Origin of the sequence: Geobacillus sp. YHL, assembly GCF_022341265.1 — a bacterium.
Lineage (GTDB): Bacteria > Bacillota > Bacilli > Bacillales > Anoxybacillaceae > Geobacillus > Geobacillus thermoleovorans.
In genome coordinates this window covers 415,701-439,136 of sequence record NZ_JAEIGB010000001.1, presented here as the reverse complement: position 1 = coordinate 439,136, position 23,436 = coordinate 415,701, and the positions used below count along the sequence as shown (strand labels likewise).

Here is a 23,436-nt window from a genome sequence, read left to right as displayed (position 1 = left end):
GAATTCCCGTGGGTGAAATCATCCATCGTTCAAAGACTCGGCCGGTCCGCGTCGGTCCGCTGACAATCGGCGGCAACAACGAAGTCATCATTCAAAGCATGACGACGACAAAAACGCACGATGTCGAAGCGACGGTGGCGCAAATCCACCGTCTCGAGGAAGCGGGGTGCCAAATCGTCCGCGTCGCCTGCCCGGACGAGCGGGCGGCTGAGGCCATACCGGAAATCAAAAAGCGAATCAACATCCCGCTTGTCGCCGACATCCACTTTGACTATAAATTGGCGCTGAAAGCGATCGAAGGCGGCGTCGATAAAATCCGCATCAATCCAGGCAACATCGGGCGCCGCGAAAAAGTCGAAGCGGTCGTGAAAGCGGCGAAAGAGCGCGGCGTACCGATTCGCATCGGCGTCAACGCCGGATCGCTGGAAAAACGCATTTTAGAAAAATATGGATATCCAACAGCCGACGGCATGGTTGAGAGCGCCTTATATCATATCCGCATTTTAGAAGAACTTGATTTTCACGATATTATCGTTTCGTTAAAGGCGTCCGACGTACGCCTCGCCATTGAAGCGTACGAAAAAGCGGCGCGCACGTTCGACTACCCGCTCCATGTCGGCATCACCGAAGCGGGCACGCTTTTCTCCGGCACGATCAAAAGCGCGGTTGGACTCGGCGCCATTTTAAGCAAAGGCATCGGCAATACGATCCGCGTTTCGTTAAGCGCCGACCCGGTTGAAGAAGTGAAAGTAGCGCGCGAAATTTTAAAAACGTTCGGACTCGCTTCCAATGCGGCGACGCTCATTTCCTGCCCGACGTGCGGGCGGATTGAGATCGATTTGATCAGCATCGCCAATGAAATCGAGGACTATATCGCCAAAATTAAGGCGCCAATCAAAGTCGCCGTGCTCGGTTGCGCCGTCAACGGACCAGGGGAAGCACGGGAAGCCGACATCGGCATTGCCGGCGCCCGTGGCGAAGGCTTGTTGTTCCGCCACGGCAAAATCGTCCGAAAAGTACCGGAAGAGCAAATGGTGGAAGAACTGAAAAAAGAAATCGACAAGCTGGCGGAAGAATATTTTGCAAAGCAAAAGGAAAACAAAGCCGCTCTGAAAGGCAGCGCCGCCCAATGAGCGGAAGGTTCCTGCACAACGAGAAAGGGCGTCCCCGCTTGGGGACACCCTCGCTTTTTACGTATAAAACGGCATAATAAACAGGCGGACGAGAATAGCGATGACGCCGATGCCGATGGCCCACGCACCGAGCGTCTCTGCGCCGCGCCGGCGCGCGATAAACCCGACAATAATGCCGGCCGCCCCTAACAAAATCGGCCAAATAAACAAGGCGATGATGGACAGGGCCAAAGCGAGCCAGCCGAGCCCGGCGCCGTCCGCGCGTTCTTCGTCCCGTTCGTCGCCGCGGCGAATCGGTTCAGCGACTTCCGCCGCTGTTTCTTCCATAAAATTGCGTTCTGGTTCCTCTTTTCCGATCGATTGCACGTAACTTCCGTTATACGTGCGCTCGCGGTCGTCTGCCATATGCTTCCCTCGCTTTCCTAAAGTAAGAAGCATTATTAGTATGAGAAACCGGCGTTATTTTATCAGTGTGAATATTTTCTAACAGGAGGATGAAGCGGTGAAAAAACGGCTTGGCATCGACATTGACGGCACGGTGACATGTCCGAGCACGTTCATTCCGTATTTAAACGAAGCATTCGGCAAAGAGCTCGCATTACACGACATTACGCAATACAATTTGGCGCCGTTATACGGCGTGGCGGAGGAAGAAATGGACCGCTGGCTTGAGGAAAACGAAGCGGATATTTATGAGAGGGCTCCGCTTGCCCGCTATGCGCTTGAGGTGATTGACAGCTGGAAAGACAAATACGAGCTGTATTACATCAGCGCCCGCGGCCGCCATTTGTATGATCTCACCGAGCGCTGGTTCCGGCGGCACGGCGTCCATTACCACCATATTGATCTGATTGGGTCGCACGACAAAATCGCCGCCGTCCGCCAATATAAGCTGTCGGCCTTCTTTGAAGACAAGTACGATAATGCCTGCGAAATCGCCAAAACATGCGGCATTCCCGTCATTTTGTTCGACACCCCGTACAACCAAGGCCCGCTCCCCGAAAACGTCATCCGCGTCAATAACTGGCTTGAAGCAAAGCGAGAAATCGAACAGCGCCTCCAGCCATAAACAAAGGGCTGATCCAAAACGCGAATGCGTTTTGGGATCAGCCCCTCTGTTGACATTGCGGACATGTGCCGTAAATTTCAAACTTATGGTCCGTGATCTCATACCCATCGAGCTGCGCCGCAAACCCGTCCATCGGACAAGCGTCAATCTTCTTCGTTTTTCCGCACTGGATGCAAATGAAATGATGGTGGTGGCGGCGGGCGCCGCAGGCAAAACGGAAATGTTTCTCCCCGGAAAGCTCGGTCATTTCCAAAATGCCAAGCAGCGTAAAGAGCGACAAATTGCGGTACACAGTATCAACGCTCAAGCCCGGATAGAGGGGACGGAGCGCTTCAAGCACGTCTTTGGCCGTCAAGTATTTGTCGCTTTCGGCAAACAACTCAAGCATTTGTCTCCGTTTTTCCGTATATTTAAATCCTTTCTCTTTCATCAACTGCAACGCTTCGTCGATATTCATCGCTGCCGCCCCCTTTTCCATCCGAGTGCGAAAAGCAAAATGACAACCGCTGCGATGACGATCGTTCCACCCGGCGCCCAGTCTAGCTCATACGCCGCCCAGAGCCCGGCGATGACGGCCAGCTCCCCGAACAAAATCGAAAGCCCGATCACCTGTTTAAAACTTTTGGCGATGCGGATGCTCGCCGCCACCGGCAGCGTCATGAGCGACGAGATGAGGAGCACGCCGACGATGCGCATCGATGCAGCAATGACGAGCGCAACAAGCACAATAAACAAAAAATGGATCCATGTGGTGCGAACGCCGGAGACTCGGGCGTATTCCTCGTCAAAGGAAAGAAGAAACAGCTCTTTGTAAAACGTCAAAATCACGATCGCGGCAGCTGCGGCGACAGCAAACGCTGTCCAAACATCAGCACGGCTGACGGCGCTGACGCTGCCGAATAAATACGAAAACAAATCGGTCGTAAACCCGTTGGCCATCGAAATGAAAATGATGCTCAAGCCAAGACCGGACGACAACACGATTGGAATCGCAAGCTCTTCATAATGCCGATACACAGCGCGCAGCTTTTCGATAAACAGCGACCCGACGACGGAAAACCCCATTCCGATGTAAAGCGGGTTCCAGCTCGCGGCTGCCGGCGCCGCTTTTCCAAGCAAGAGCCCGGCGGCAATGCCGGCGAGCGTCACATGACTCAATGCATCAGCGATGAGCGACAGCCGCCGAACGACAATAAAAACGCCGAGCAATGGCGCCGTAAAACCGGTCAAAACGCCGGCAACAAACGCATTGCGCAAAAATTCGTATTGCCAAATGGCTTCCCACACGTGTCATTCCTCCACCGTCACCGTTTCATTCCGCCCGTTCATGCTCGTGAGAGAGAACATGGAGCGGATGGCCATAAAACTGCGAAATCGCCTCGTTGCCAAGATGTTCGAACTCTTCCGCCTTTCCATGGAAATAGAGGCGCTTGTTCAAACAGGCGATATCGGTCACCCGGTCCGTGATCGTCCCGATGTCATGCGTCACTAAGATAAGCGTTAAGCCGCGGCGGTTCAAGTCGCCGAGCAGTTCGTAAAATTCATGCACATGGCGCGCATCCACGCCGACCGTCGGCTCGTCTAAAATGAGCAAATCCGGCTTGCTCGCCAGTGCGCGGGCGATAAATACCCGTTGTTGCTGGCCGCCGGACAGCTCCGCGATATTGCGCTTTGCCAGGCCGCTCAACCCAACGGCCGCGAGCGCCGCTTCGACCGCACGGCGGTCTTCGTGTGTCAGCGGCCGAAATAAGCCGCGTTTGGCCGCCAACCCACTCGCCGCCACTTCCTCAACCGTCGCCGGAAAGCTGCGGTTGAAGCTGTTCGCTTTTTGCGACACGAAACCGATTCGATGCCATTCGCGAAACGATTCAATCGGCTCGCCGAACAAAAAAATGCGGCCGCTGTTCGGTTTTAACAAGCCGAGCACACATTTGAGCAGCGTCGATTTTCCCGAGCCGTTCGGGCCGACCAATCCTAAAAATGCCCCTTTCGGCACCGTTAAACTAACATGCTCAAGCACGTTCTCGTTTTCATAGCGGAACGACACATCCTCAATTTGCACAACAAGCCCATTTTCCATGGCGGTTCTCCCTTGCTAATTCAGAATCATTCCGATTTGCTTCACTATGCAAGTATACCCCACCATCCGCGTTTTGTAAACCTCAATGAATCGCTGATTTAAAGCGGGCGCCGCGCACTTCATGCGTCGGCATAATGGTGATGAACGCATCCGGGTCGATTTCATTGACGATCGATTTTAGTTTTGTCACTTCCAAGCGCGTGACGACTGCATAAATGATTTCCTTTTGCTCGTCCGTATATCCGCCTTTGCCGAGCAATTTCGTCGTCCCGCGGCCGAGCCGGTGCAAAATGGCGTCGGAAATTTCCTCATAATGATCGGTCACAATAAAGGCCGCCCGCGTCTCGTCAAGCCCTTCAATGACCGCATCGATCGTTTTTGAGGCGATGTAGTACGTCATCACCGAATACATGGCTGGCTCGAGGCCAAACACAAACGCCGCCCAGCCAAAAATAAAAACGTTGACAAACATGACAAACTCGCCGACCGAAAACGGGATTCTTTTCGTCATCAAAATCCCCAAAATTTCCGTCCCATCGAGCGATCCGCCATGACGGATGACCAATCCGACGCCAAGACCGAGCGACAACCCGCCAAAAACGGTGGCTAAAATCGGCTCGGTCGTCAGCGGGGAAAGATGGTGAAACAGCCGTTCGGTGACGCCGAGGATCACGACGCCTAAAATCGTTGACAGCATGAACGTTTTTCCGATTTGCTTGTAGCCGAAATACATGAACGGGGCGTTTAAGAGGATGACGAGCGTGGCGAAATTGAGCAGCCGCCATTCGTCCGGAGTCAAGTAGTCCAGAATCAGCGATATGCCAATGATGCCGCCGTCGATCATTTTGTTCGGAACGAGCAGCCGCTCGATGGCAAACGCCGCCAAAGAGGCGCCGATGGCGATCATCAACACCCGATACAACACATGGCCTAGCGGTTCTTTTTTATGCTGTTTTGGCACCAAACTACCACCCTTTCCCTTTTTGTTTTTTCTATTATACCATACACGCCTTTTCCATTCACGTCATATGATGGAACAGAAGCAAGGAGGCGGCTGCGATGAACATTTACCAACAGCTTGTCAAGCAAAAATTAAAAACGATCACCCCGGAAGAACTCGTTGCGTACAGCCGAGAGTACGGCTTGCCCATCACGACAAGCCAAGCGAAACAAATTCTTCATCTCGCCCGGACGAACGACATTAACGTCTTTGACCCCGAGGAGCGGAAAAAATGGGTGCGAGAGTTAGCGAAAATCACCTCGCCGGACATCGCTCGAAAAGCGAACGAGCTATTTTTGAAATTCGTGCAAAAAAAATAAAAGGGCGCATAGCCCTTTTCTCATTCCGCCCCAGCGTTGATTTTTTCAAGCAACTGGTCATCGAACGACTGCGCCCGCAGCATGGCGATTTCGTGCTTGTACGGTGGTTTTTTGTTGTGTTTGTCCTCGCCCACGTATGGGGTTTCTAAAATTTTCGGAATATCCTCAAGCTGCGGGTGATGGACGATATAGTTGAGCGCAGCAAACCCGATATGGCCGAAACCGATGTTTTCATGGCGGTCTTTCCGGCTGCCGCGCGGGTTTTTGCTGTCGTTGATGTGCAGTACTTTCAGCCGCCCGAGACCGATGATCCGGTCAAACTCCTCAAGGACGCCGTCAAAATCGTTGACGATGTCATAGCCGGCGTCATGCGTATGGCATGTATCAAAGCAAACGGACAGCTTATCATTATAGGCGACGCCGTCGATAATGTACGCGAGCTCCTCAAACGTCCGCCCGCATTCCGACCCTTTGCCGGCCATCGTTTCTAGGGCGATTTGCACGTTCTGTTCGCGCGTCAACACTTCATTCAGTCCACGAATAATTTGGCGAAGTCCGGCTTCCACCCCTGCGCCGACGTGAGCGCCTGGATGGAGCACAAGCTGTTTGGCTCCAATGGCTTCCGTCCGCTCGATTTCCGCGCGCAAAAAGTCGACGCCCAGCGAAAACGTATCGAGATTGGTCGTATTGCCGATATTGATGATATACGGGGCGTGGACGACAATCTCTTCGATGCCGTGCGCTTGCATATGCTGGCGCCCGGCTTCGATGTTGAGCTCTTCAATCGACTTGCGCTTTGTGTTTTGCGGCGCCCCGGTGTAAATCATAAACGTGTTCGCTCCGTAGGAGGCCGCTTCCTCGCTGGCGGCCAGCAGCATTTTCTTTCCGCTCATGGAAACATGTGAACCGATTTTTAACATGTTCTTCTCTCCCTTTTCTTTGCGTTAAAGGCGGACGGCGATTATGATTTTTTGAAGCGGCCAAGCCGCTTTTTCTTCTTCTCCAGCTCCGCGCGCAACTTTTTTTTGTAGCCCGGCTTCACCTGCTTCGTTTTTTTCAGTTTGGCGAAAAGCAGCGCCAGTTCGTCATCCTTTTCGCCCGCCCGCTTGCTCCGCCGGTTCCACGGCGGCAGCTCCTTCCATTCGCCGCGCACGAGATCACGGTGGACAAACGAAATTCCCATTTTTTCCAACCGGGCAATCGCATCTTGGTCAGACGGCTCGTAAATCGTCGCCGCAATGCCGCTATAGCCAGCGCGCGCCGTCCGTCCGGCCCGGTGAATATAAAACTGCAGATCATCAGGCAACTCGTAGTTGATGACATGACTGACGCCTTCAATATCGATGCCGCGCGCCGCCAAATCGGTCGCGACGACATATTGAAACTCCAAATCGCGGATAAGATTCATCATCTTTCTCCGCTCGCGCGGCGTCAAATCGCCGTGCAGCACGCCGACTTTCAACCCTTGCTCAGCGAGACGGTCGGCGACCTCGTCAGCCATTTTCCTTGTGTTGACAAATACGATGGCCAAATACGGGTTGTAGCTGAGGAGCACATCACGGAGCAGTTTTGTTTTCTCGCGTCCACGCAGCGGGATGAGCACATGTTCGATGTTTTGGTTCGCCGTCCGCTTCGGGTCGACGTGGACAAAGGTCGGGTTTTCCATATATTTTTTCAAAAACGGCTTCAGCTTTTCCGGAATCGTCGCTGAAAAGACGAGCATTTGCAAGTCTTTCGGCATCCGGGCGGCGATTTGGTCGACATCAGTGATAAAGCCCATATCGAGCATCAAGTCAGCTTCATCGACGACAAGGATGTGGGCCGTATGCACATCAAGCGCCTGCTCGCGAATGAAATCGTTGATGCGCCCCGGCGTGCCGATGACAATATGCGGCTGCACGTTGAGCTTTTCGAGCGCTTTTTGCTTATCCGTCCCGCCGATCAAGCAACGGGCGACGATCATCCGATCTTTCGGGCAAAACTTCGTAATTTTCAGCGTTTCGTGATAAATTTGCGTCGCTAACTCGCGCGTCGGCGCCGTGATGACGGCTTGCACTTCGGCGCGTTCCGGCTTGATTTTTTCAATGATCGGCAATAAGTACGCATGTGTTTTTCCCGTTCCGGTTTGCGATTGGCCGACCATGCTTTCGCCGCGCAGCGCCCCCGGAATGATGCGCTCTTGAATTTCCGTCGGTTTATAAAAACGAAGCGTCTTGATCGCTTCGATGATAAACGGCTGAAATGAAAAACGAGTGAACTGCGTTTCTGTCATCAAGCACCACTCCCTTCTATGAAATAAATGCAACTGGAAGGTTTCCCATCTCGTTGGCCCAAAAGCGTGCCGTCTATTTTTCCGACTGTCGGCGGCAAGCTTTGACGCGACGGAAGACGGAACAACCAACCGTTTCACAAATCCATGCATCGGTCTGGAAGCGGTATGGTTCGATCACCCGACAGTCGATCAAATACTGGCTGGCTCCATAAAAAAGCGTAAACGTGAACATTTTAAATGGCATATGGGCACCGCTTCGTCCGCTTCATCATTATAGCGAATCGCTGCCCCCTGCCGCAACTAAAGACGATCCTGCAACAAACCTTTCCCGCCTTGCCCGCATATTGTAGAAAGGAGGACATTCGTTCATCCGCACGACCGAAAGGAGGAAGCTGCTATGAGATACAGTCGGCCCCCGATGATGCCTTCTCCGTTTGCCGGAAGGCCGCCATCCCCGTTCGCCCGCATGCCGGCGCCGCCTTTTGGCCCCAGCGGCCCCGGCGGCTTCTTGGCCCGCTTGTTTTCGCGCGGGCAGCCGCCGGCTGCTGCATCGTCTCCGTGGGGGCTGCCGTTGCTGTCCAACGCCGCTAACACCGCCGCATCCAACACGGGCGGCGGCTTGGTTGGCATGTTAAACAACGTGCAAAAAATGCTTGGCATCGCACAAAACGTCATGCCGATGGTGCAACAGTATGGACCGCTCATCCGCAATCTTCCGGCGATGATCCGCATTTTCCGCGAGTTGAAACCGGCCGATGAAGGGGAAGGCGAAACAACGTCGGAAAGCGCACCGGCCAACGAAACGAAACAAAAGCCGGCCGCCAAGGCGCCAAAAAAACGCTCCGTTCCGCAGGCAAAGCGCGAAGAGCCGCAAGAAAAAGAAGCACCGGCCGCCCCGAAGCCTTCCAAGCCGAAACTGTATATCTAGTTTCTTTCCCCGCCCTAGCGCACCCGCTGTTTAGGGCGGTTATTCTTTGTCTTCTCCCCGGTGCTCCGATATAATGGAAGGTGAACAACCGCCGCACAACCGGCGGCAGGGAGGGAATATGATGGAAGTGATTAAAATTACCCCGCGCGGGTATTGCTACGGGGTGGTCGATGCAATGGTCATCGCCCGCAACGCGGCGTTGGACCCATCTTTGCCGCGTCCGATTTACATTCTCGGCATGATCGTCCATAATAAGCACGTCACGGACGCGTTTGCCGAAGAAGGCATCATCACGCTCGATGGAGAAAATCGTTTGGAAATTTTGGAAAAAATCGACCAGGGCACCGTCATTTTCACCGCCCACGGCGTCTCACCGGAAGTAAAAAAACGAGCGCTCGAAAAGGGACTTGTCACGATTGATGCGACATGCCCCGATGTGACAAAAACGCATCGGCTCATCGAACAAAAGCTCGCCGATGGCTACGATATCATCTATATCGGCAAAAAAGGACATCCGGAACCGGAAGGAGCGGTCGGCATCAATCCGGAAAGAATCCATCTTGTGGAAACCATTGATGATGTCGAACGGCTGTCCATTCACAATGAGCGCATCATGGTGACGAACCAAACGACGATGAGCCAATGGGACGTCGCCGACATCATGGCGAAAGTGAAAGAAAAATACCCGCACGTGGAAATGCATAAAGAAATTTGCCTGGCCACCCAGCTTCGACAAGAGGCGGTCGCTGAGCAGGCGAAGGAAGCCGATGTGACGATCGTCGTCGGCGACCCGCGCAGCAACAACTCGAACCGCCTCGCCCAAGTATCGGAAGAGATCGCCGGCACGAAGGCGTATCGCGTCGCTGATGTGACGGAAATCGACATCAACTGGATTAAAGATGCGAAAAAAGTCGCTGTCACCGCCGGCGCTTCCACCCCGACGCCGATTACGAAAGAAGTGATCGACTTTTTGGAGCAGTTTGACCCGAACGACCCATCGACATGGAAGAGGGAACGGAAAGTGCCGCTGCAAAAAATCTTGCCGAAAGTGAAAACAAAGAAAGAAGAGTGACGGTTGTTTCATCCATAAAGAGAGGCTGTCTTGGACAAACGGTTGAACCGCTCATCCAGGACAGCCTTTTTCGTTGGCCGTTCATACGAACTGAAACGGATCAGTATGGACGCTGGAAGCAACCACTTCTGCCTCCCATTGACGTTTCGAGAGCTCAGTGATTAAGTATCGGGCTACGCCTTCTTTCATGATTTTTTCTACATTATGTCCCGGATCAATGATGTGAAGGCCGAGCGCTTGGGCGTCATGGGCGGTGTGGTAATACACATCCCCTGTCACGTATACGTCCGCCCCGGCCGATGCGGCGGCAGCGACAAACTTATTCCCATCCCCGCCAATCACCGCGACCGTTTGCACGAGATCATCCAGCCGGCCAACGACGCGCACCGCCGGAACGGAAAACGCCGTTTTCACCTGCTCGGCAAAAGCGCCAAGCGTCACCGGCTGCGGCAGCCGGCCAATGCGCCCGAGCCCGAAGCGGCGGCCTTCATTGTCAAGCGGATAGATATCATAGGCCACTTCCTCATACGGATGAACAGCCAGCATCGCCTGAATCGCTTCCCGTTCAAGAGAGGCCGGCACGATCGTTTCGATGCGCACTTCCTCAACTTCCTCGAGCCGCCCTTGCTCGCCGATGAACGGCCGCGCCCCTTCGTGCGGCAAAAACGTGCCGACGCCGCGGCTGTTGAACGTGCAATGGCTGTAGCGGCCGATATGCCCGGCGCCGGCATCGCCTAAGGCCTTCCGCACCACCTCAGCATGCGTCACCGGCACATAAACAACGAGCTTTTTCAACGGTTCGGTATACGTCGGCACAAGCACAGCCGTATCGTTTAAGCCGAGCGCCTCGGCAAGCCAATCGTTCAGACCGCCATCGGCCACATCCAAATTCGTATGGGCGGCGTACACCGCAATGTCATGCTTGATGCACGCGGCGATCATCCGCCCGTGCCCATCATCAGTCAGCAATTGCTTCAGCGGGCGGTACAGCGGCGGGTGGTGGGCGATGATTAAATCCACTTGCTGATCGATCGCTTCGACAACGACATCTTCGAGCACATCAAGAGCGATCATCACTTTTTTGACCGGCTTGTTTAGCGTCCCGATTTGCAGACCGATCCGATCCCCTTCCATCGCCAACTGTTTCGGAGCAAGCTGCTCAAGAAGCTGAATGATTTCATAGCCGTACGGAACGCGGCTCATAACAACGCCTCCTCCACCAATTGAACTTTTCTCTCCAGTTCACGCTTTTTCCGCTCAGCCGCTTCACTTTGCCCTTTGGCCGTCAAATCAGCGATGATCCGTTTCCAATTTTCAATCTCGCGCTTCCACTTTTCGCGGAACACCTCGCTGTTTTCCCGGCGCAAAAACGGTCCAAGGAGCAGCTCCGCCTCAAGATGTCGGTAAGGCCGTCGGGGGGCGCCAGGCTCGGCGACGAGTACTTCATAAATTTGCCCATCTTCTTTCAAAATGCGCTCAGCCACGAGCTCCCACCCATGATCAAGAAGCCAACGGCGAACAAGTTCCGCACCGATGTTCGGTTGCAAAATGAGCCGTTTGACACCGGCAAGCTTTTCCTTTCCGTCGCCCAAAATGCGGGCGATAAGCGCCCCACCCATGCCGGCGATCGTGATGCAGTCCGCCTCCCCCGAGGCAAGGACCGAAAGCCCATCCCCTTTGCGCACGGAAATGAGATGAGAAAGCCCGGACTTCTCGACTTGCTGCTGCGCTAGGCGGAACGGTCCGTCCGCCACCTCGCCGGCAATGGCTTTTGATGCGCAGCCGTGCAAGCAGGCATAGCAAGGCAAATACGCATGATCCGACCCGATGTCAGCAAGCACCGCCCCTTTTGGAATGAATGAGGCGACCGTTTCCAGCCGTTTCGACAGGCGAAATTCGTTCATAGCATCGCAATGGCAACCAACCTTCCGCCACCTGCAGCGCGAAGGCGGTTCGCCTTCCCCTCCTTTCCTCTCCAACACCGCGCGCCTCTATTGTACTAAACAAAACATCCCCTTGCCAAAAAGCAAAGGGATGTTCACCATCCATTATTTTAAACCGGCGAGCCATTTCGCCATGGCATCGGCTTTATCCGCCGGCACAAGCCCTGGCGGCATGTTGCCGCGCCCGTGTTGGATGACGTCTTTAATTTGGTCCATCGACAGCCGTTGCCCGACCCCTTTCAACGATGGACCGACGCCGCCTTCATAGTTTTGGCCGTGACAGCCAGAACACGTTTGTTGGTAAAACTGTTCTGGGTTGAATTCGGCCGTTTGTTCCGTTTTTTCGCCGCCTTTTTTCTCTTTGGCCATTTCCTTCGCATCGCCTAGCCCTTTAAACGACAAGACGAACGTCAGCACAATCCCGAATGCCATGATGATGAAAAACGGGATGAGCGGATTGCGGTTCATCTCTTTTACCTCCCTTATGTATAATGAAGAACGCTGCAAACAATTTTATTTTACTGTAAATAATGGACAAGGAAAAGCCCTAAGTTGCCGAAAAGGCAACAACACGCCTCAGCGCCACCAGATGGCGGCGGTTACAAGCAACGCCCCGCTGACAGCGGCGAGCGAAAAGTAGCGAAGGTGAAGCAGGCGGCCGACAACAAACCAGAGAACACAGTTTCCGAGCACGACAGCTACTAGCGCACCCGTTTGCCTGGGAAAATACCGATCAACCTCAAGAATGGATGCCATAAGCAAAATCCAGGCGCTTCCGATGAGCGGAAAGTGAAGGAGCTCTCGCTTGTTCCGCCACCGCCAACAAAAGAACAAGCAGGCAGCCAAAAATAGGGCGAAAAGGAGCGTTTGCAAAACGAATGACAATTCAGTAAAATAAATGACAAGAGCAGCGGCTGGAAGCAATAAACAGAGACCAGCGGCGAGCGCGCTGCGCCACCGTCGTCCGTGCGAACGGGCGTCTCCTTCCGTGTACAACGCGAGCAAATAGTCGCAATAATGTTCCGGCAGAAGGCGCGAACGTTTCCAATATTCGATTTCTTGGATGATCGTTTCCCGTCGTTGCCGATTCATAGATAGACCACCTTTCCCATAAAGAAAGAAAAAATAGTTTACTTCCGAAGAAGTAAACTATCGAACAAAACGGTCACTCTAAAAAGTCTTTCAGCCGTTTGCTGCGGCTTGGATGGCGCAGCTTGCGCAACGCTTTGGCTTCAATTTGACGGATGCGTTCGCGCGTCACGCCGAACACTTTGCCGACTTCTTCGAGCGTCCGCGTCCGTCCGTCGTCAAGCCCGAAGCGGAGACGCAGCACATTTTCCTCGCGATCCGTCAGCGTATCAAGCACATCTTCGAGCTGCTCTTTCAACAGCTCGTAAGCAGCGTGCTCGGATGGCGATGTCGCGTCTTGGTCTTCGATGAAATCGCCAAGATGCGAGTCATCTTCCTCGCCGATCGGCGTCTCGAGCGACACCGGTTCTTGGGCGATTTTCAAAATTTCCCGCACTTTTTCCGGTGTCAAATCCATTTCCTCGGCGATTTCTTCCGGCGTTGGTTCGCGCCCGAGGTCTTGGAGCAATTGCCGTTGGACGCGGATCAGTTTATTGATCGTTTCGACCATATGAACCGGGATGCGGATCGTCCGCGCCTGATCGGCGATCGCCCTTGTGATGGCTTGGCGGATCCACCAGGTCGCGTACGTGCTGAACTTGTAGCCTTTCCGATAGTCAAACTTTTCGACCGCCTTGATCAGCCCCATGTTCCCTTCTTGAATCAAATCAAGAAAGAGCATGCCGCGGCCGACATACCGTTTGGCGATGCTGACGACGAGGCGGAGGTTCGCTTCCGTCAGCCGGCGTTTCGCTTCTTCATCGCCTTGCTCGATCCGTTTCGCCAGCTCGATTTCTTCTTCCGCCGACAACAGCGGCACGCGGCCGATCTCCTTCAAGTACATGCGCACCGGGTCATTGATTTTGACGCCGGGAGGAACGGACAAGTCATTTAAGTCGAATTCTTCCTCTTTGGCCAAGTCGTCGATGTCCGGATCGGCTTCAAGGTCGGATTCGCTGATCACTTCAATGCCCTGCTCAGCGAGGTATTCATAATACTCATCCATCTGGTCGGAGTCCAAATCAAAGCCAGACAACCGCTCAGCGATTTCCTCATAGGTGAGGATCCCCCGCTTTTTGCCGAGCTCAGCGAGTTGCTCTTTCACTTGTTCAAGCGATTCGCCGGCAGCTTCAGCCTGCTTTGATTGGGCTGGTTTTTCAGCCATTTCATTACCTCCTTTAAAAACTCATACCACCATGTTATGAAGAAGATAACATTTTTTTCATCTCAATCATCTCTTTCGCGATGCGGGCGGCCGTCAAAAAGTCTTTTCTTCGCTCCGCTTCCGTCTTTTCTTGCTCTTTTTCCTTTAGCATTAACCATTTCGGGTGATTCAACACATGCCGGATGCAATCGGCAAGCTCCCGATCGGAAACGTCGTCTGCGACCAACAAAAGCGACAGCTCGCTCGCCAGCGTCCGCAACTCGCCGGGAAGCCGAGACATGAGCGCGCTGGGGTCGGCTTCATGCCCCTCTTCGTAAAAGGCGTAAATGTAAGCAGCCAACGCCCGATGCTCTTCGATATTAAATCGGCCGCCGACCTGCTCCTGAACGATGAACGCCACATCGCGGCTCCGCATCATATGGGCAAGCAGCAACCGCTCGGCATTTTGAAAGGCCGGAAGCAATTTTTTCGTCAATGCCGGCCGGACCGGTTTTCCGCCGTCATTCACCTGCGGCTTTGGCTGTTCCGGCTTGGAGCGGGACAACTGTTCGTAAAGCGCGGAGAGCGACAACGAAAACTCATCCGCAAGCTGGCGCATATAATAATCTTTTTCCACCGGGCTCGACAGCTTGCTGATTTCTCGGAGCGCTTCCTCGATATAACGGAGCCGGTCGCCTTCTTCCTGCAAATTTTTTCCCCGCCGCAAACGATCCATTTTAAACGCCATGAGCGGCCGGGCGGCGGCGATCTCTTCGGCAAAACGGTCGGCGCCGCAAGTGCGTATATATTCATCTGGATCCAGCCCGTCCGGGAGCAACGCTACCTTCACGCGGCACCCGAACGCGCTCAATTGTTCGGCGGCGCGCCAGGCGGCTTCCGTTCCGGCGCTGTCGCCGTCATAGCAAATCGTGACCGTTTCCGCATGGCGGCGCAAAATGCGTGCCTGCTCCTCGGTCAGCGACGTTCCCATCGTTGCCACCACATAGTCAACGCCGGCCTGCACGGCAGAGATGACATCGGCAAATCCTTCAACGAGCAGCGCCTCTTGACGCTTGCGGATTGACACGCGCGCCTCGTGAAAAAAATACAAAAGCGTGCCTTTGCGGAAAATCGGCGTTTCTGGGCTGTTCATGTACTTTGGTTGCCCGTCGCCGAGCAGACGGCCGGAAAAACCAACCGTCTCGCCGCGATGATCATGGATCGGAAACATAATCCGATTCCGGAAGCGGTCGACGTATCGCCCGTCTTCTTTTTTCACCAACAAGCCCGCCTTTTCCATCAACACCAACGGAAACGAACGGCTCTCCAGCAACCTGACGGCGGCATCAGGGACATCCGGCGCATAGCCGATTTCAAATCGGTCGATCGTTTCTTTTGTCCACCCGCGCACCTGCAAATAATCGAGCGCGGCTTGTCCTTCTTTTGTATGGACAAGCAAATGATGGTAAAATCGTTTCAACAACGTGTGTGCTTCGACCATCGCCTTCGCCTCGTCGGCCCGGCTGCCATCACTCCCGCGGCTGTCCAGCTCATAGGCGGACAAGTCGATCCCTGCTTTGGCCGCAAGACGTTTCGCCGCTTCCACAAACGGAATGCCTTCGATATCCATTAAAAACGTAAAGGCATTCCCCCCTGCCCCGCAGCCGAAGCAGTGGAAAATTTGCTTTTCTGGGGAAACGGAAAACGATGGCGTCTTTTCTCCATGAAACGGGCATAAGCCAAAATAGTTGCGGCCTTGCTTTTTCAACTGGACGTATTCGCCAATGACGTCAACGATGTCAACGCCGCGGCGGATGGCTTCAATCGTTTCCTCGGGAATGCGATGTCCCATACGAACAACCCCGTATCGTATTTATTCTCGGCAGCAAGCCGATTTTCCTTTCCATTTCGACAAATTTTTTCAAAACGTTCGTTTCGCCCCCTTGCCCGTAAAGTCGGCTGGCTTGATCATCCGCTTCCCGCCCCTCAGCCCGCCGTCTGGACAAAGATTCATCAGAGCGGTGCATCTCGAAGATGCGCTTCGGTATATTATATTTCAGCAAGAAAAAGAAAATTTCACTTTTTTCTTGATGATCTTATGCAGCAGATGACCGCGCTCTCAAAGCAAGGGTTGCTTTACACCCCCTATTATTCTACACCATCGCAAAAAAATCCTGCTTTTTTGCCGAATGATTGACAACTTTGTCGAAAATCTTTTTTTCGTTCTTCTTGACAAGCGGCTATAAATAGTTTACTCGTCTCATGGCCGCTCTAAACCTATATAGGTCATTTTTCTCGCAATTTTTTATTATAATATAAATCGCGGCAATATGCCATAAGAAAACGCACGACTCCAAATCAAGAAATCGTGCGGATGAGGCGAAGCTAGCGCTTCAACTTTTTCATAATGATGCTCGCCGTCTCTTCGACCGCCTTGTTCGTCACATCGATGACGTCGCAGCCGATTTTTTTCACGACTTCATCAAAATAAGCGAGCTCCTCTTTGATTCGATCCATATTGGCGTAAATCGCCTGGTCGTTCAGGCCGAGCGATTTCAGCCGCTCGCGGCGGATCGAAAGCAGTTTATCCGGACTGATTTTCAAGCCGAAGCATTTCCCCGGACCGACTCGAAACAGCTGCTCCGGCGGCTCGACCTCTGGAACGATCGGCACATTCGCCACTTTCAGCCGCTTATGCGCCAAATATTGCGACAGCGGTGTTTTCGATGTGCGCGATACGCCGATGAGCACGATATCGGCGCGCAAAATGCCGCGCGGGTCGCGCCCGTCATCGTATTTGACGGCAAATTCGATCGCTTCAATCTTTTTGAAGTAATCTTCGTCAAGTACGCGCACTTGACCCGGCTCATATCTTGGCGTCAGCTGGAACAAATTGCTCATCTTTTCAATGAGCGGACCGATGATATCGTATGCGACGACCCCTTCGCGCGCCGCTTCGGCGAGCAAGAATTCCCGCATCTCCGGAACGACGAGCGTAAACGCGATAATGGCGCGGTTCATTTTCGCTAAAGCGACGACTTCAGCCAATGTCGTTTTATCTTCCACATACGGGACGCGTTTCACTTGAATCGGCGAGGCGTGAAACTGGCTGGCCGCCGCTTTGACGACAAGCTCGGCCGTTTCCCCGCCGGAATCGGATACGACGTAAACAAGGCGCTGGTTCATTCTTCTCCTCCTTTGTTTGGATTTAGTCCTCTTTGGCTAGCGACACGAATGCTTTCGTTATATTCGTTTTCGTAATACGGCCGATCACTTCATATCCTTTCTCCGTTTTGCGCACGACCGGCATGGCATCGATCTGTTTTTCAATCAGCTGTTCAGCCACGTCAATGAGCGGGTCGTCCTTGTAGCAAACGGCGATGTTCGGCATCCGCGTCATAATAATATTGACCGGGATCGCCGTCAGTTCCTGCTTGCCGAGGCTTGCGCGCAACAAATCTTTGCGCGACAAAACGCCCGCAAGCAACGACTCGTCATCGACGACAAACAGCGTGCCGACGTCCTCTAGAAACATTGTGACGATCGCATCATAGACGCTCACATTCTCATTGACGACAACCGGAATCGATTGGTAATCCTCGACTTTCATCTTTTTCATTTTATCGGCGAACAGCTGCTTGCCGGTTTTTCCCGTATAGAAATAGCCGACGCGCGGCCGTGCTTCCAAGTAGCCAGCCATCGTCAAGATGGCCAAATCCGGCCGCAGCGTCGCCCTCGTTAAGTTCAGTTTCTCAGCGATGCTTTCTCCGGTGATCGGCCCGTAGTCTTTCACAATTTGCAAAATCTGCTCTTGGCGTTTATTTAGTTCGATCGTCGTTCACCACCTTGCCAAAAAAGGTCCCACACGCTATCACTCTCATTTATATTATACTACACGCCCCATTCACAATGAAAATGATGCTCCTTGCCCTCCGTCGGGGCTGAGCTTGTCTTTCAGTTCACCGATTTGCTGCAAAAAACGCTTCGTCTTCAGCGACAGGCCGGCATATTCATCATAATAGGCGGACAATACGGCGCCCAGCTCCATCTTTGTGCTTTCTTTCACCGATATGGATCCAAGCCGAGCAAGATCGATATGAAAAAAGAGGCGCAACAGCCGGACGGAAGCCGAAGAGAGCGGGAACCGATGGGGATCGGACGCCTCGCAGCGATGGCAAAGGAAGCCCGCCTCCTTGACGGAAAACGAGAAGCGCCCCTCCGTCGCCCCGCAGCGGGCACAACGGTCCAGCACCGGCGGAATGCCAAGCACTGCAAGCATTTTCATTTCGTAAATGAACGTCAAAATCTCTAAATCGCGGCCTTCGCTCATATATTGTAGTGTCTGCAAAAGAAGCTCAAACAAGTACGGATTGCGCTTTTGCTCTTCCGTGCTTTTGTCGGTGAGCTCTACAATATACACCGCATAGGCGGCGGCAAACAAATCTTCGCGCAGCGCCCGCATCGAGTCGATGAGCTCTCCCTGGTGAAGAACGCCGACGCCGCGGCTGCGGCGGATGACATAATGGCCATATGAGAGCGGCTGCGTAACAGCAGAAAGGCGGCTGCTTGGCTTTTTCGCTCCCCTTGCCATCGCAGCCACCTTTCCCCATTCTCGGGTAAACAATGTGACAATTTTATTTGTTTCGCCATAATCGACCGTCCGCATGACGATCGCTTCACACGTTTCGAACATCCCATCACCACCGCTTCTACCAACAACGATGCTACGAGATCGGCTGGTCGATTTCTTTCTGTTCAGCGTTTTGCTCTTCACCGCCAAACTGTTGCTCTCGTTCCAACTCTTTAAATAGGAGGTACGTGTCGATATTGCCTGTTTGGCTAAACAACTTCCACGTAAACTCAAGCATGGAATGACACCTCTTTCCGCCTGCAGGCATTGCGTATTGGTGGTTTACCTATAGGTTGGCTCAGGCAAAAACGGTTTATGTCGCGTAAAATTTTCTAACCGTCAATACTCGTCTTCACGGAACCCGAAATCACGCAGCTGCGAAAGGCGGTTGCGCCAGTCTTTTTGCACTTTGACCCACAGTTCCAAAAACACTCTTGACCCAAGCAGCGCTTCGATGTCAGCGCGCGCCCGCTGTCCGATTTCCTTCAGCATCCGGCCTTGCTTGCCGATGATGATTCCTTTTTGCGAATCGCGCTCCACAACGATCACCGCGCTAATATACACCGTTGGCGACCCTTCTCGCCGCTCGATGCGTTCGACGACGACAGCAATCGAGTGCGGAACTTCCTCGCGCGTTAAGTGAAGCGCTTTCTCGCGAATGAGCTCGGCGATGATAAACTGCTCCGGATGGTCAGTAATCTGGTCCGGCGGATAATATTGCGGCCCTTCCGGCAGCCGCTCTTTAATTTGCTCAAGCAGGCGGTCGACATTGTTCCCTTCAAGCGCCGAAATCGGCACGATTTCAGCAAACGGGTACAAATCTTTGTATCGGTCAATGAGCGGCAGCAATTCATCCGGATGGACGCGGTCGATCTTATTGATGACTAAAAACACCGGGGTGTCCACTTCTTTCAGCCGTTCGATGATGAACGCCTCACCGCGCCCAAATCCTTCCTCGGCATTGACCATAAACAAAATCAAATCCACTTCGCGAAGCGCATTGAGCGCCACTTTCATCATAAAGTCGCCGAGCTTATGCTTCGGTTTGTGCACCCCAGGCGTGTCGATAAAGATGATTTGCGCGTCATCGTCCGTGTACACGCCTTGAATCTTATTGCGCGTCGTTTGCGGTTTATCGCTCATAATCGCGATTTTTTGCCCGATGACGCGGTTTAAAAACGTCGACTTTCCTACGTTTGGTCTTCCGATAATGGCAACAAATCCTGATTTGTATCCTTCTTTACGCATGCAAATCCTCCGCTGAAAAAGCTTCTGGCAGCAATTCGCTGACTGTCATGACTTTCACATCGCCTTTGAGGTTGGCTAAAATGACTTTCATATCGCCGTGGCAAAGTTCGGCGATCACTTGGCGGCATGCGCCGCACGGCGGCACCGGGCGGGGAGTGTCGGCGATGACCGCAAGAGCAGTGAACTCCTTCTCCCCTTCCGAATATGCCTTAAACAACGCGGTCCGCTCCGCACAATTGCACACGCTGTAGGCGGCGTTTTCAATGTTGCAGCCGCGGTACACACTGCCGCCTTTCGTCAACAGCGCGGCGCCGACTGGAAACTTCGAGTACGGCACGTAGGCGAGTTCGCGCGCTTTTTTCGCTTCGACAATGAGCTGCTCAATCTCCACGAGTTGACTCTTCCTTTCCTGCAAGCAAACGCTGCTTTCTTTTATTTTACAAAAAAACGCCATCCATTTCATCATTTGAAATCAAAATGTAACAGAAAAATTCGAATTTTCTCTCTCATTCGTTTAGCGAAGATGCGGCCAAAACAGCAAAATGCCGATCACAACCGCAAATCCGGCCGCCGCGAGCACCGCCGCGGCAGCGATGTCTTTCGCCGCTTTCGCCAACGGATGAAACTCACCCGTCGCCAAATCGACGGCGCGCTCAATAGCCGTGTTGACAAGCTCAAGCGCAATGACCGCGCCGACCGCCATGAGCAGCACGATCCACTCCCAGCGCGACAGCCCAACGACCCACCCGGCGGCAAAGACGACAACAGCGGCCGCCAAGTGGAAGCGCAAATGAGCTTCCTCTTTCACCGCCGCCTTCATTCCCGCCCACGCCCAAGCAAACCGGTCTCGCTCTCGTTTGCCGCGCATTATCTTGTCAACCCGAACCTCGCCAAGATGTCTTCCTGCTTGGCGAACATGACGCGCTCTTCCTCTTCTGTCCCATGATCGTAACCAAGCAGGTGCAAGAAACCGTGCACAGCCAAAAACCCGAGCTCGCGCATGAACGAATGTCCATAGGCTGCCGCCTGCTCTTTTGCCTTCGGAATCGAAATGACGATATCGCCGAGCACCGGCGGCATATCAGCGCCGACGATGTGAACCTCTTCTTCCCCTTCCTCCTCAAGAGCAAACGAAAGCACATCGGTCGGCGCATCTTTGCCGCGATAGTCGCGATTCATCGCGCGGATGCGTTCGTTGTCCACAAATGTGACGCTCACCTCCGCCCCGTCCGGCACGTTTTCAAGGGCCGCCGCCTCGGCGAGCAGCCGCTCGATCGTCTCGATTTGCTCAGCGGTCACCTCGTTCGTTTCATCTAGAAAATCAATGTGAATGGTCATGCATGCTTCACCTTTTCCTTTCGTACTTCTGGGTATTCGATGCGCGAATGGAAGACGCCGTTTAAAGTCTCGCAAAGCGAACGGGCGACGAGTTCCAACTCCTTCAGCGTAATGTCGCACTCGTTCAGCTGGTTGTCCTGCAAGCGATCAGCGATGATCGACCGGACGATCTTCTCGATTTTTTCCTGCGACGGGTTGGATAGCGAGCGAACAGCCGCTTCGACGCTGTCGGCGATGTTGATGACCGCCGCTTCTTTCGTCTGCGGCTTCGGCCCGGGATAACGAAACTCCGCTTCCGAGACAAACTCGGTTTGCTCGCGCGCCTTATGATAAAAATACTTCAGCAGCGTCGTGCCGTGGTGCTGTTCGGCGATGTCGATGATCTCCTTCGGCAGCCGGTGCTTGCGCAGCAAAGCGACGCCGTCGGCGACATGGGCGATAATAATATTTTTGCTCAACTGCGGCGACAAATGGTCATGCGGATTGCCGCCTATTTGATTTTCGATGAAATAGCGCGGCCGCTTCGTCTTGCCGATGTCATGGTAGTAGCAGGCGACGCGCGCCAGCAAGCCGTCGGCGCCGATCGCCTCGCACGCCGCTTCGGCCAAATTGGCGACCATAATGCTATGATGGTACGTCCCCGGCGCTTCAGTGAGCAACTTGCGCAAGAGCGGATGGTTCGGATTGGACAGTTCAATGAGCCGAAGCGGCGACAAAATGCCAAACGCCGCCTCCAACACCGGCAAGAGACCGATCGTCAAAATGGCAGAAAAAACCCCTGAGGCCGCCGCCATCAGCACCAACAAGCCGATTTCCGTCGGCGAATAGCGGCCGTTTTTTAACAGCAACAGCGAAAAAAGCGAAACGATATTGACCGCGGCGACAAACACGCCGGCCCGCCAAATGTTCGCTTTCGCCAGCTCCTTTGGCAGACAAAACGTCCCGGCCAAGCCGCCGGCAAGAAAGTAAACAATCAACGACACCGACACCGCGCCGGCCGTTCCAATTTCCTCATTGAACAGCAAACTGCCGCACACTGCTCCGATGATGGTCGTCATCATCGCGAGCCGCTCTCCGAGCAAAATGCGGACGAGCATCGGCCCGAACGCCGCCGGCACAAGGTAACCGATGGAAACAGCGCCGCTAGATGGCAGAAGGCGAATGAGCGCCATTGTCGTCATCATCAACGCAAAAATGGCTGTATAAAGCGACAGCTTTTCATTCGTCGTTTCCGTCCGAAAATAATAAATGAGCGGAGCAAGCAGCAACAAAACGAACACCAAAAGCCCAGCGGCGGTCCAAGACGGACGCCCGCTCTCAAGCAAGCCGACCAGCTCGAGCCGGCGGTAAACATCATTCGTGATAAACTGTCCTTCCTCGACGATCACTTGCCCTTGCAAAATTTTCACCGGCTTCACTTCGTCCATCGCCTGCCGCCGTTTTTCTTCCGTCGCCGCCCGATCGTAGACGACGTTCGGAATGACCGCCTGTCGGCAAAGCTTCGCGACCGCCTCGCGAAGCGGCGGCGACAGCGCAGCGTATTCAAGCTCTTTGGCCGCTTCCGCCCGCGCCGTGTCAAGTTCCGCTTGGGAAATGCGCTCGCTCATGACGGCATGCACCGCGGTCAAGGCGGCTTCCTTCGCCGTCTTGAGCTCCTCCGGCGAGGCGGCAAGCAGCCGTTGCCATTCAGCGGCAGACAGATAGGCAAGCCATTCCGGCGGCAGCCGTTCCTCAAGTTTGGCGATCATATCGCCGAGCGGGCGGTCCGGCTCCGCCTCGCGCTGCACGCTTTCAATCGCGGCAAACAGCGAGGAAAGAAGGTCGACCCGGTTTTCGGCATATTCTTTTTTTAACGTATAGACATCCGCTACTTTCGCCGCCGCCTCTTCTTTCAGCTTGGCGGTCGCCTCTTTGTCCTCGACCGTCACCGGCGAACGGATCGTTTCCTTCGCGACGTCAAACAGGCGCAGCTCATACTGGCGCGGCTTCACTTGCCAATACAAAGCGGCAAACAACAGAACAGCCAAAAGCAAAAACAGCCAAAAGCGGACAAAGCGGACTGTTTTTGTCCGCTCAAGAAAAAAACGAAACCTTCCCACCGGTTTTCCCCTCGCTTTGCAAGAAAAGACCG

Annotated in this window: 27 protein-coding genes; 5 read left to right on the top strand and 22 right to left on the bottom strand. The window is 53.8% G+C overall.

From position 1 onward, the window contains the following. Nucleotides 1-8: 8 nt before the first annotated feature. Nucleotides 9-1,133, top strand: coding sequence for a flavodoxin-dependent (E)-4-hydroxy-3-methylbut-2-enyl-diphosphate synthase (gene ispG, locus JCR24_RS02135; protein ID WP_021322333.1), 1,125 nt, complete (start codon nucleotides 9-11; stop codon nucleotides 1,131-1,133). Nucleotides 1,134-1,190: 57 nt separating this feature from the next. On the opposite strand, the gene JCR24_RS02130 is transcribed toward ispG, so the two are convergent. Next, on the bottom strand, nucleotides 1,191-1,538 hold the full coding sequence (locus tag JCR24_RS02130; protein ID WP_011231947.1) for a hypothetical protein: 348 nt from the start codon (nucleotides 1,536-1,538) through the stop codon (nucleotides 1,191-1,193). A gap of 97 nt (nucleotides 1,539-1,635) precedes the next feature. On the opposite strand from JCR24_RS02130, the gene JCR24_RS02125 reads away from it, so the two are divergent. Next, nucleotides 1,636-2,202, top strand: coding sequence for a haloacid dehalogenase (locus tag JCR24_RS02125; RefSeq protein WP_020756540.1), 567 nt, complete (start codon nucleotides 1,636-1,638; stop codon nucleotides 2,200-2,202). A gap of 37 nt (nucleotides 2,203-2,239) precedes the next feature. Here JCR24_RS02125 and JCR24_RS02120 read toward each other — a convergent pair whose 3' ends face one another. The 4 genes from JCR24_RS02120 to JCR24_RS02105 form a co-directional block, all read right to left on the bottom strand. After that, nucleotides 2,240-2,659, bottom strand: a complete 420-nt coding sequence (locus tag JCR24_RS02120; protein WP_021322332.1) for a Fur family transcriptional regulator — start codon at nucleotides 2,657-2,659, stop codon at nucleotides 2,240-2,242. Continuing rightward, a complete protein-coding gene (locus JCR24_RS02115; RefSeq protein ID WP_238979979.1) occupies nucleotides 2,656-3,489 on the bottom strand; it encodes a metal ABC transporter permease in 834 nt (277 codons plus the stop codon). Before JCR24_RS02115 ends, JCR24_RS02120 begins: the two co-directional genes overlap by 4 nt. A gap of 25 nt (nucleotides 3,490-3,514) precedes the next feature. After that, nucleotides 3,515-4,282, bottom strand: a complete 768-nt coding sequence (locus JCR24_RS02110) for a metal ABC transporter ATP-binding protein (RefSeq protein WP_011231951.1) — start codon at nucleotides 4,280-4,282, stop codon at nucleotides 3,515-3,517. Between the two features lie 82 nt (nucleotides 4,283-4,364). Further along, nucleotides 4,365-5,246: a YitT family protein gene (locus JCR24_RS02105; RefSeq protein ID WP_238979978.1), complete on the bottom strand. Its 882-nt coding sequence runs from the start codon at nucleotides 5,244-5,246 to the stop codon at nucleotides 4,365-4,367. Nucleotides 5,247-5,341: 95 nt separating this feature from the next. Here JCR24_RS02105 and JCR24_RS02100 point away from each other — a divergent pair, with 95 nt between their 5' ends. Then, a complete protein-coding gene (locus JCR24_RS02100; RefSeq protein ID WP_011231953.1) occupies nucleotides 5,342-5,602 on the top strand; it encodes a DUF2624 domain-containing protein in 261 nt (86 codons plus the stop codon). A 20-nt stretch (nucleotides 5,603-5,622) separates the two neighbouring features. On the opposite strand, the gene JCR24_RS02095 is transcribed toward JCR24_RS02100, so the two are convergent. Further along, nucleotides 5,623-6,522 carry a deoxyribonuclease IV gene (locus JCR24_RS02095; RefSeq protein WP_014196359.1) on the bottom strand — a complete coding sequence of 300 codons (900 nt, stop codon included), beginning with the start codon at nucleotides 6,520-6,522 and terminating at the stop codon, nucleotides 5,623-5,625. A 41-nt stretch (nucleotides 6,523-6,563) separates the two neighbouring features. Next, a complete protein-coding gene (locus JCR24_RS02090; RefSeq protein WP_011231955.1) occupies nucleotides 6,564-7,874 on the bottom strand; it encodes a DEAD/DEAH box helicase in 1,311 nt (436 codons plus the stop codon). 397 nt (nucleotides 7,875-8,271) lie between these two features. Between JCR24_RS02090 and vrrA the strand changes: the two genes are divergently transcribed. Then, nucleotides 8,272-8,802, top strand: coding sequence for a VrrA/YqfQ family protein (gene vrrA, locus JCR24_RS02085; protein WP_011231956.1), 531 nt, complete (start codon nucleotides 8,272-8,274; stop codon nucleotides 8,800-8,802). Nucleotides 8,803-8,923: 121 nt separating this feature from the next. Beyond that, nucleotides 8,924-9,874: a 4-hydroxy-3-methylbut-2-enyl diphosphate reductase gene (locus JCR24_RS02080; protein ID WP_011231957.1), complete on the top strand. Its 951-nt coding sequence runs from the start codon at nucleotides 8,924-8,926 to the stop codon at nucleotides 9,872-9,874. A gap of 81 nt (nucleotides 9,875-9,955) precedes the next feature. On the opposite strand, the gene JCR24_RS02075 is transcribed toward JCR24_RS02080, so the two are convergent. From JCR24_RS02075 to JCR24_RS02005, 15 genes are all read right to left on the bottom strand, one after another. Further along, the gene (locus tag JCR24_RS02075; protein ID WP_033025843.1) at nucleotides 9,956-11,077 is read right to left on the bottom strand and encodes a Nif3-like dinuclear metal center hexameric protein; all 1,122 of its coding nucleotides are present in this window, start codon (nucleotides 11,075-11,077) and stop codon (nucleotides 9,956-9,958) included. Beyond that, complete coding sequence (locus tag JCR24_RS02070) at nucleotides 11,074-11,778, bottom strand: tRNA (adenine(22)-N(1))-methyltransferase (protein WP_033025845.1); 705 nt, start codon at nucleotides 11,776-11,778, stop codon at nucleotides 11,074-11,076. Before JCR24_RS02070 ends, JCR24_RS02075 begins: the two co-directional genes overlap by 4 nt. 144 nt (nucleotides 11,779-11,922) lie before the next feature. Beyond that, entirely contained in the window at nucleotides 11,923-12,285 is a 363-nt protein-coding gene (cccA, locus tag JCR24_RS02065; RefSeq protein WP_011231960.1) for a cytochrome c550, read from the bottom strand. 108 nt (nucleotides 12,286-12,393) lie between these two features. Next, complete coding sequence (locus JCR24_RS02060) at nucleotides 12,394-12,909, bottom strand: hypothetical protein (protein WP_033025847.1); 516 nt, start codon at nucleotides 12,907-12,909, stop codon at nucleotides 12,394-12,396. A gap of 73 nt (nucleotides 12,910-12,982) precedes the next feature. Then, nucleotides 12,983-14,110, bottom strand: a complete 1,128-nt coding sequence (rpoD, locus tag JCR24_RS02055) for an RNA polymerase sigma factor RpoD (RefSeq protein ID WP_011231962.1) — start codon at nucleotides 14,108-14,110, stop codon at nucleotides 12,983-12,985. 34 nt (nucleotides 14,111-14,144) lie between these two features. After that, nucleotides 14,145-15,941 (bottom strand): DNA primase, encoded by a 1,797-nt coding sequence (dnaG, locus tag JCR24_RS02050; RefSeq protein WP_011231963.1) that lies wholly within the window; start codon nucleotides 15,939-15,941, stop codon nucleotides 14,145-14,147. A 533-nt stretch (nucleotides 15,942-16,474) separates the two neighbouring features. After that, nucleotides 16,475-17,275: a pyruvate, water dikinase regulatory protein gene (locus tag JCR24_RS02045; protein ID WP_014196367.1), complete on the bottom strand. Its 801-nt coding sequence runs from the start codon at nucleotides 17,273-17,275 to the stop codon at nucleotides 16,475-16,477. Between the two features lie 22 nt (nucleotides 17,276-17,297). Further along, nucleotides 17,298-17,921: a transcriptional regulator CcpN gene (gene ccpN / locus JCR24_RS02040; RefSeq protein ID WP_272945229.1), complete on the bottom strand. Its 624-nt coding sequence runs from the start codon at nucleotides 17,919-17,921 to the stop codon at nucleotides 17,298-17,300. Nucleotides 17,922-17,993: 72 nt separating this feature from the next. Next, nucleotides 17,994-18,782: a DNA repair protein RecO gene (recO, locus tag JCR24_RS02035; RefSeq protein WP_011231966.1), complete on the bottom strand. Its 789-nt coding sequence runs from the start codon at nucleotides 18,780-18,782 to the stop codon at nucleotides 17,994-17,996. A 31-nt stretch (nucleotides 18,783-18,813) separates the two neighbouring features. Then, nucleotides 18,814-18,957 (bottom strand): YqzL family protein, encoded by a 144-nt coding sequence (locus JCR24_RS02030; protein ID WP_011231967.1) that lies wholly within the window; start codon nucleotides 18,955-18,957, stop codon nucleotides 18,814-18,816. A 101-nt stretch (nucleotides 18,958-19,058) separates the two neighbouring features. After that, the gene (era, locus tag JCR24_RS02025) at nucleotides 19,059-19,967 is read right to left on the bottom strand and encodes a GTPase Era (RefSeq protein ID WP_011231968.1); all 909 of its coding nucleotides are present in this window, start codon (nucleotides 19,965-19,967) and stop codon (nucleotides 19,059-19,061) included. Next, nucleotides 19,960-20,358, bottom strand: a complete 399-nt coding sequence (locus JCR24_RS02020) for a cytidine deaminase (protein ID WP_021322326.1) — start codon at nucleotides 20,356-20,358, stop codon at nucleotides 19,960-19,962. The genes era and JCR24_RS02020 overlap by 8 nt, the downstream gene beginning before the upstream one ends. Before the next feature lie 123 nt (nucleotides 20,359-20,481). Continuing rightward, nucleotides 20,482-20,835 (bottom strand): diacylglycerol kinase family protein, encoded by a 354-nt coding sequence (locus tag JCR24_RS02015; RefSeq protein ID WP_033025849.1) that lies wholly within the window; start codon nucleotides 20,833-20,835, stop codon nucleotides 20,482-20,484. Further along, entirely contained in the window at nucleotides 20,835-21,305 is a 471-nt protein-coding gene (gene ybeY / locus JCR24_RS02010; RefSeq protein ID WP_011231971.1) for an rRNA maturation RNase YbeY, read from the bottom strand. Before ybeY ends, JCR24_RS02015 begins: the two co-directional genes overlap by 1 nt. After that, nucleotides 21,302-23,404, bottom strand: a complete 2,103-nt coding sequence (locus JCR24_RS02005; RefSeq protein ID WP_033025850.1) for an HD family phosphohydrolase — start codon at nucleotides 23,402-23,404, stop codon at nucleotides 21,302-21,304. The genes ybeY and JCR24_RS02005 overlap by 4 nt, the downstream gene beginning before the upstream one ends. Nucleotides 23,405-23,436 lie beyond the last annotated feature (32 nt).

Bases quoted from the DNA above. Each gene is read 5' to 3' on its own strand.
- JCR24_RS02130 (WP_011231947.1), bottom strand. From the start codon at position 1,538: ATGGCAGACGACCGCGAGCGCACGTATAACGGAAGTTACGTGCAATCG.
- JCR24_RS02120 (WP_021322332.1), bottom strand. From the start codon at position 2,659: ATGAATATCGACGAAGCGTTGCAGTTGATGAAAGAGAAAGGATTTAAA.
- JCR24_RS02110 (WP_011231951.1), bottom strand. From the start codon at position 4,282: ATGGAAAATGGGCTTGTTGTGCAAATTGAGGATGTGTCGTTCCGCTAT.
- JCR24_RS02100 (WP_011231953.1), top strand. From the start codon at position 5,342: ATGAACATTTACCAACAGCTTGTCAAGCAAAAATTAAAAACGATCACC.
- JCR24_RS02095 (WP_014196359.1), bottom strand. From the start codon at position 6,522: ATGTTAAAAATCGGTTCACATGTTTCCATGAGCGGAAAGAAAATGCTG.
- JCR24_RS02090 (WP_011231955.1), bottom strand. From the start codon at position 7,874: ATGACAGAAACGCAGTTCACTCGTTTTTCATTTCAGCCGTTTATCATC.
- vrrA (WP_011231956.1), top strand. From the start codon at position 8,272: ATGAGATACAGTCGGCCCCCGATGATGCCTTCTCCGTTTGCCGGAAGG.
- JCR24_RS02080 (WP_011231957.1), top strand. From the start codon at position 8,924: ATGGAAGTGATTAAAATTACCCCGCGCGGGTATTGCTACGGGGTGGTC.
- JCR24_RS02075 (WP_033025843.1), bottom strand. From the start codon at position 11,077: ATGAGCCGCGTTCCGTACGGCTATGAAATCATTCAGCTTCTTGAGCAG.
- JCR24_RS02070 (WP_033025845.1), bottom strand. From the start codon at position 11,778: ATGAACGAATTTCGCCTGTCGAAACGGCTGGAAACGGTCGCCTCATTC.
- cccA (WP_011231960.1), bottom strand. From the start codon at position 12,285: ATGAACCGCAATCCGCTCATCCCGTTTTTCATCATCATGGCATTCGGG.
- JCR24_RS02060 (WP_033025847.1), bottom strand. From the start codon at position 12,909: ATGAATCGGCAACGACGGGAAACGATCATCCAAGAAATCGAATATTGG.
- rpoD (WP_011231962.1), bottom strand. From the start codon at position 14,110: ATGGCTGAAAAACCAGCCCAATCAAAGCAGGCTGAAGCTGCCGGCGAA.
- dnaG (WP_011231963.1), bottom strand. From the start codon at position 15,941: ATGGGACATCGCATTCCCGAGGAAACGATTGAAGCCATCCGCCGCGGC.
- JCR24_RS02045 (WP_014196367.1), bottom strand. From the start codon at position 17,275: ATGAACCAGCGCCTTGTTTACGTCGTATCCGATTCCGGCGGGGAAACG.
- recO (WP_011231966.1), bottom strand. From the start codon at position 18,782: ATGTTCGAAACGTGTGAAGCGATCGTCATGCGGACGGTCGATTATGGC.
- JCR24_RS02030 (WP_011231967.1), bottom strand. From the start codon at position 18,957: ATGCTTGAGTTTACGTGGAAGTTGTTTAGCCAAACAGGCAATATCGAC.
- era (WP_011231968.1), bottom strand. From the start codon at position 19,967: ATGCGTAAAGAAGGATACAAATCAGGATTTGTTGCCATTATCGGAAGA.
- JCR24_RS02015 (WP_033025849.1), bottom strand. From the start codon at position 20,835: ATGCGCGGCAAACGAGAGCGAGACCGGTTTGCTTGGGCGTGGGCGGGA.
- ybeY (WP_011231971.1), bottom strand. From the start codon at position 21,305: ATGACCATTCACATTGATTTTCTAGATGAAACGAACGAGGTGACCGCT.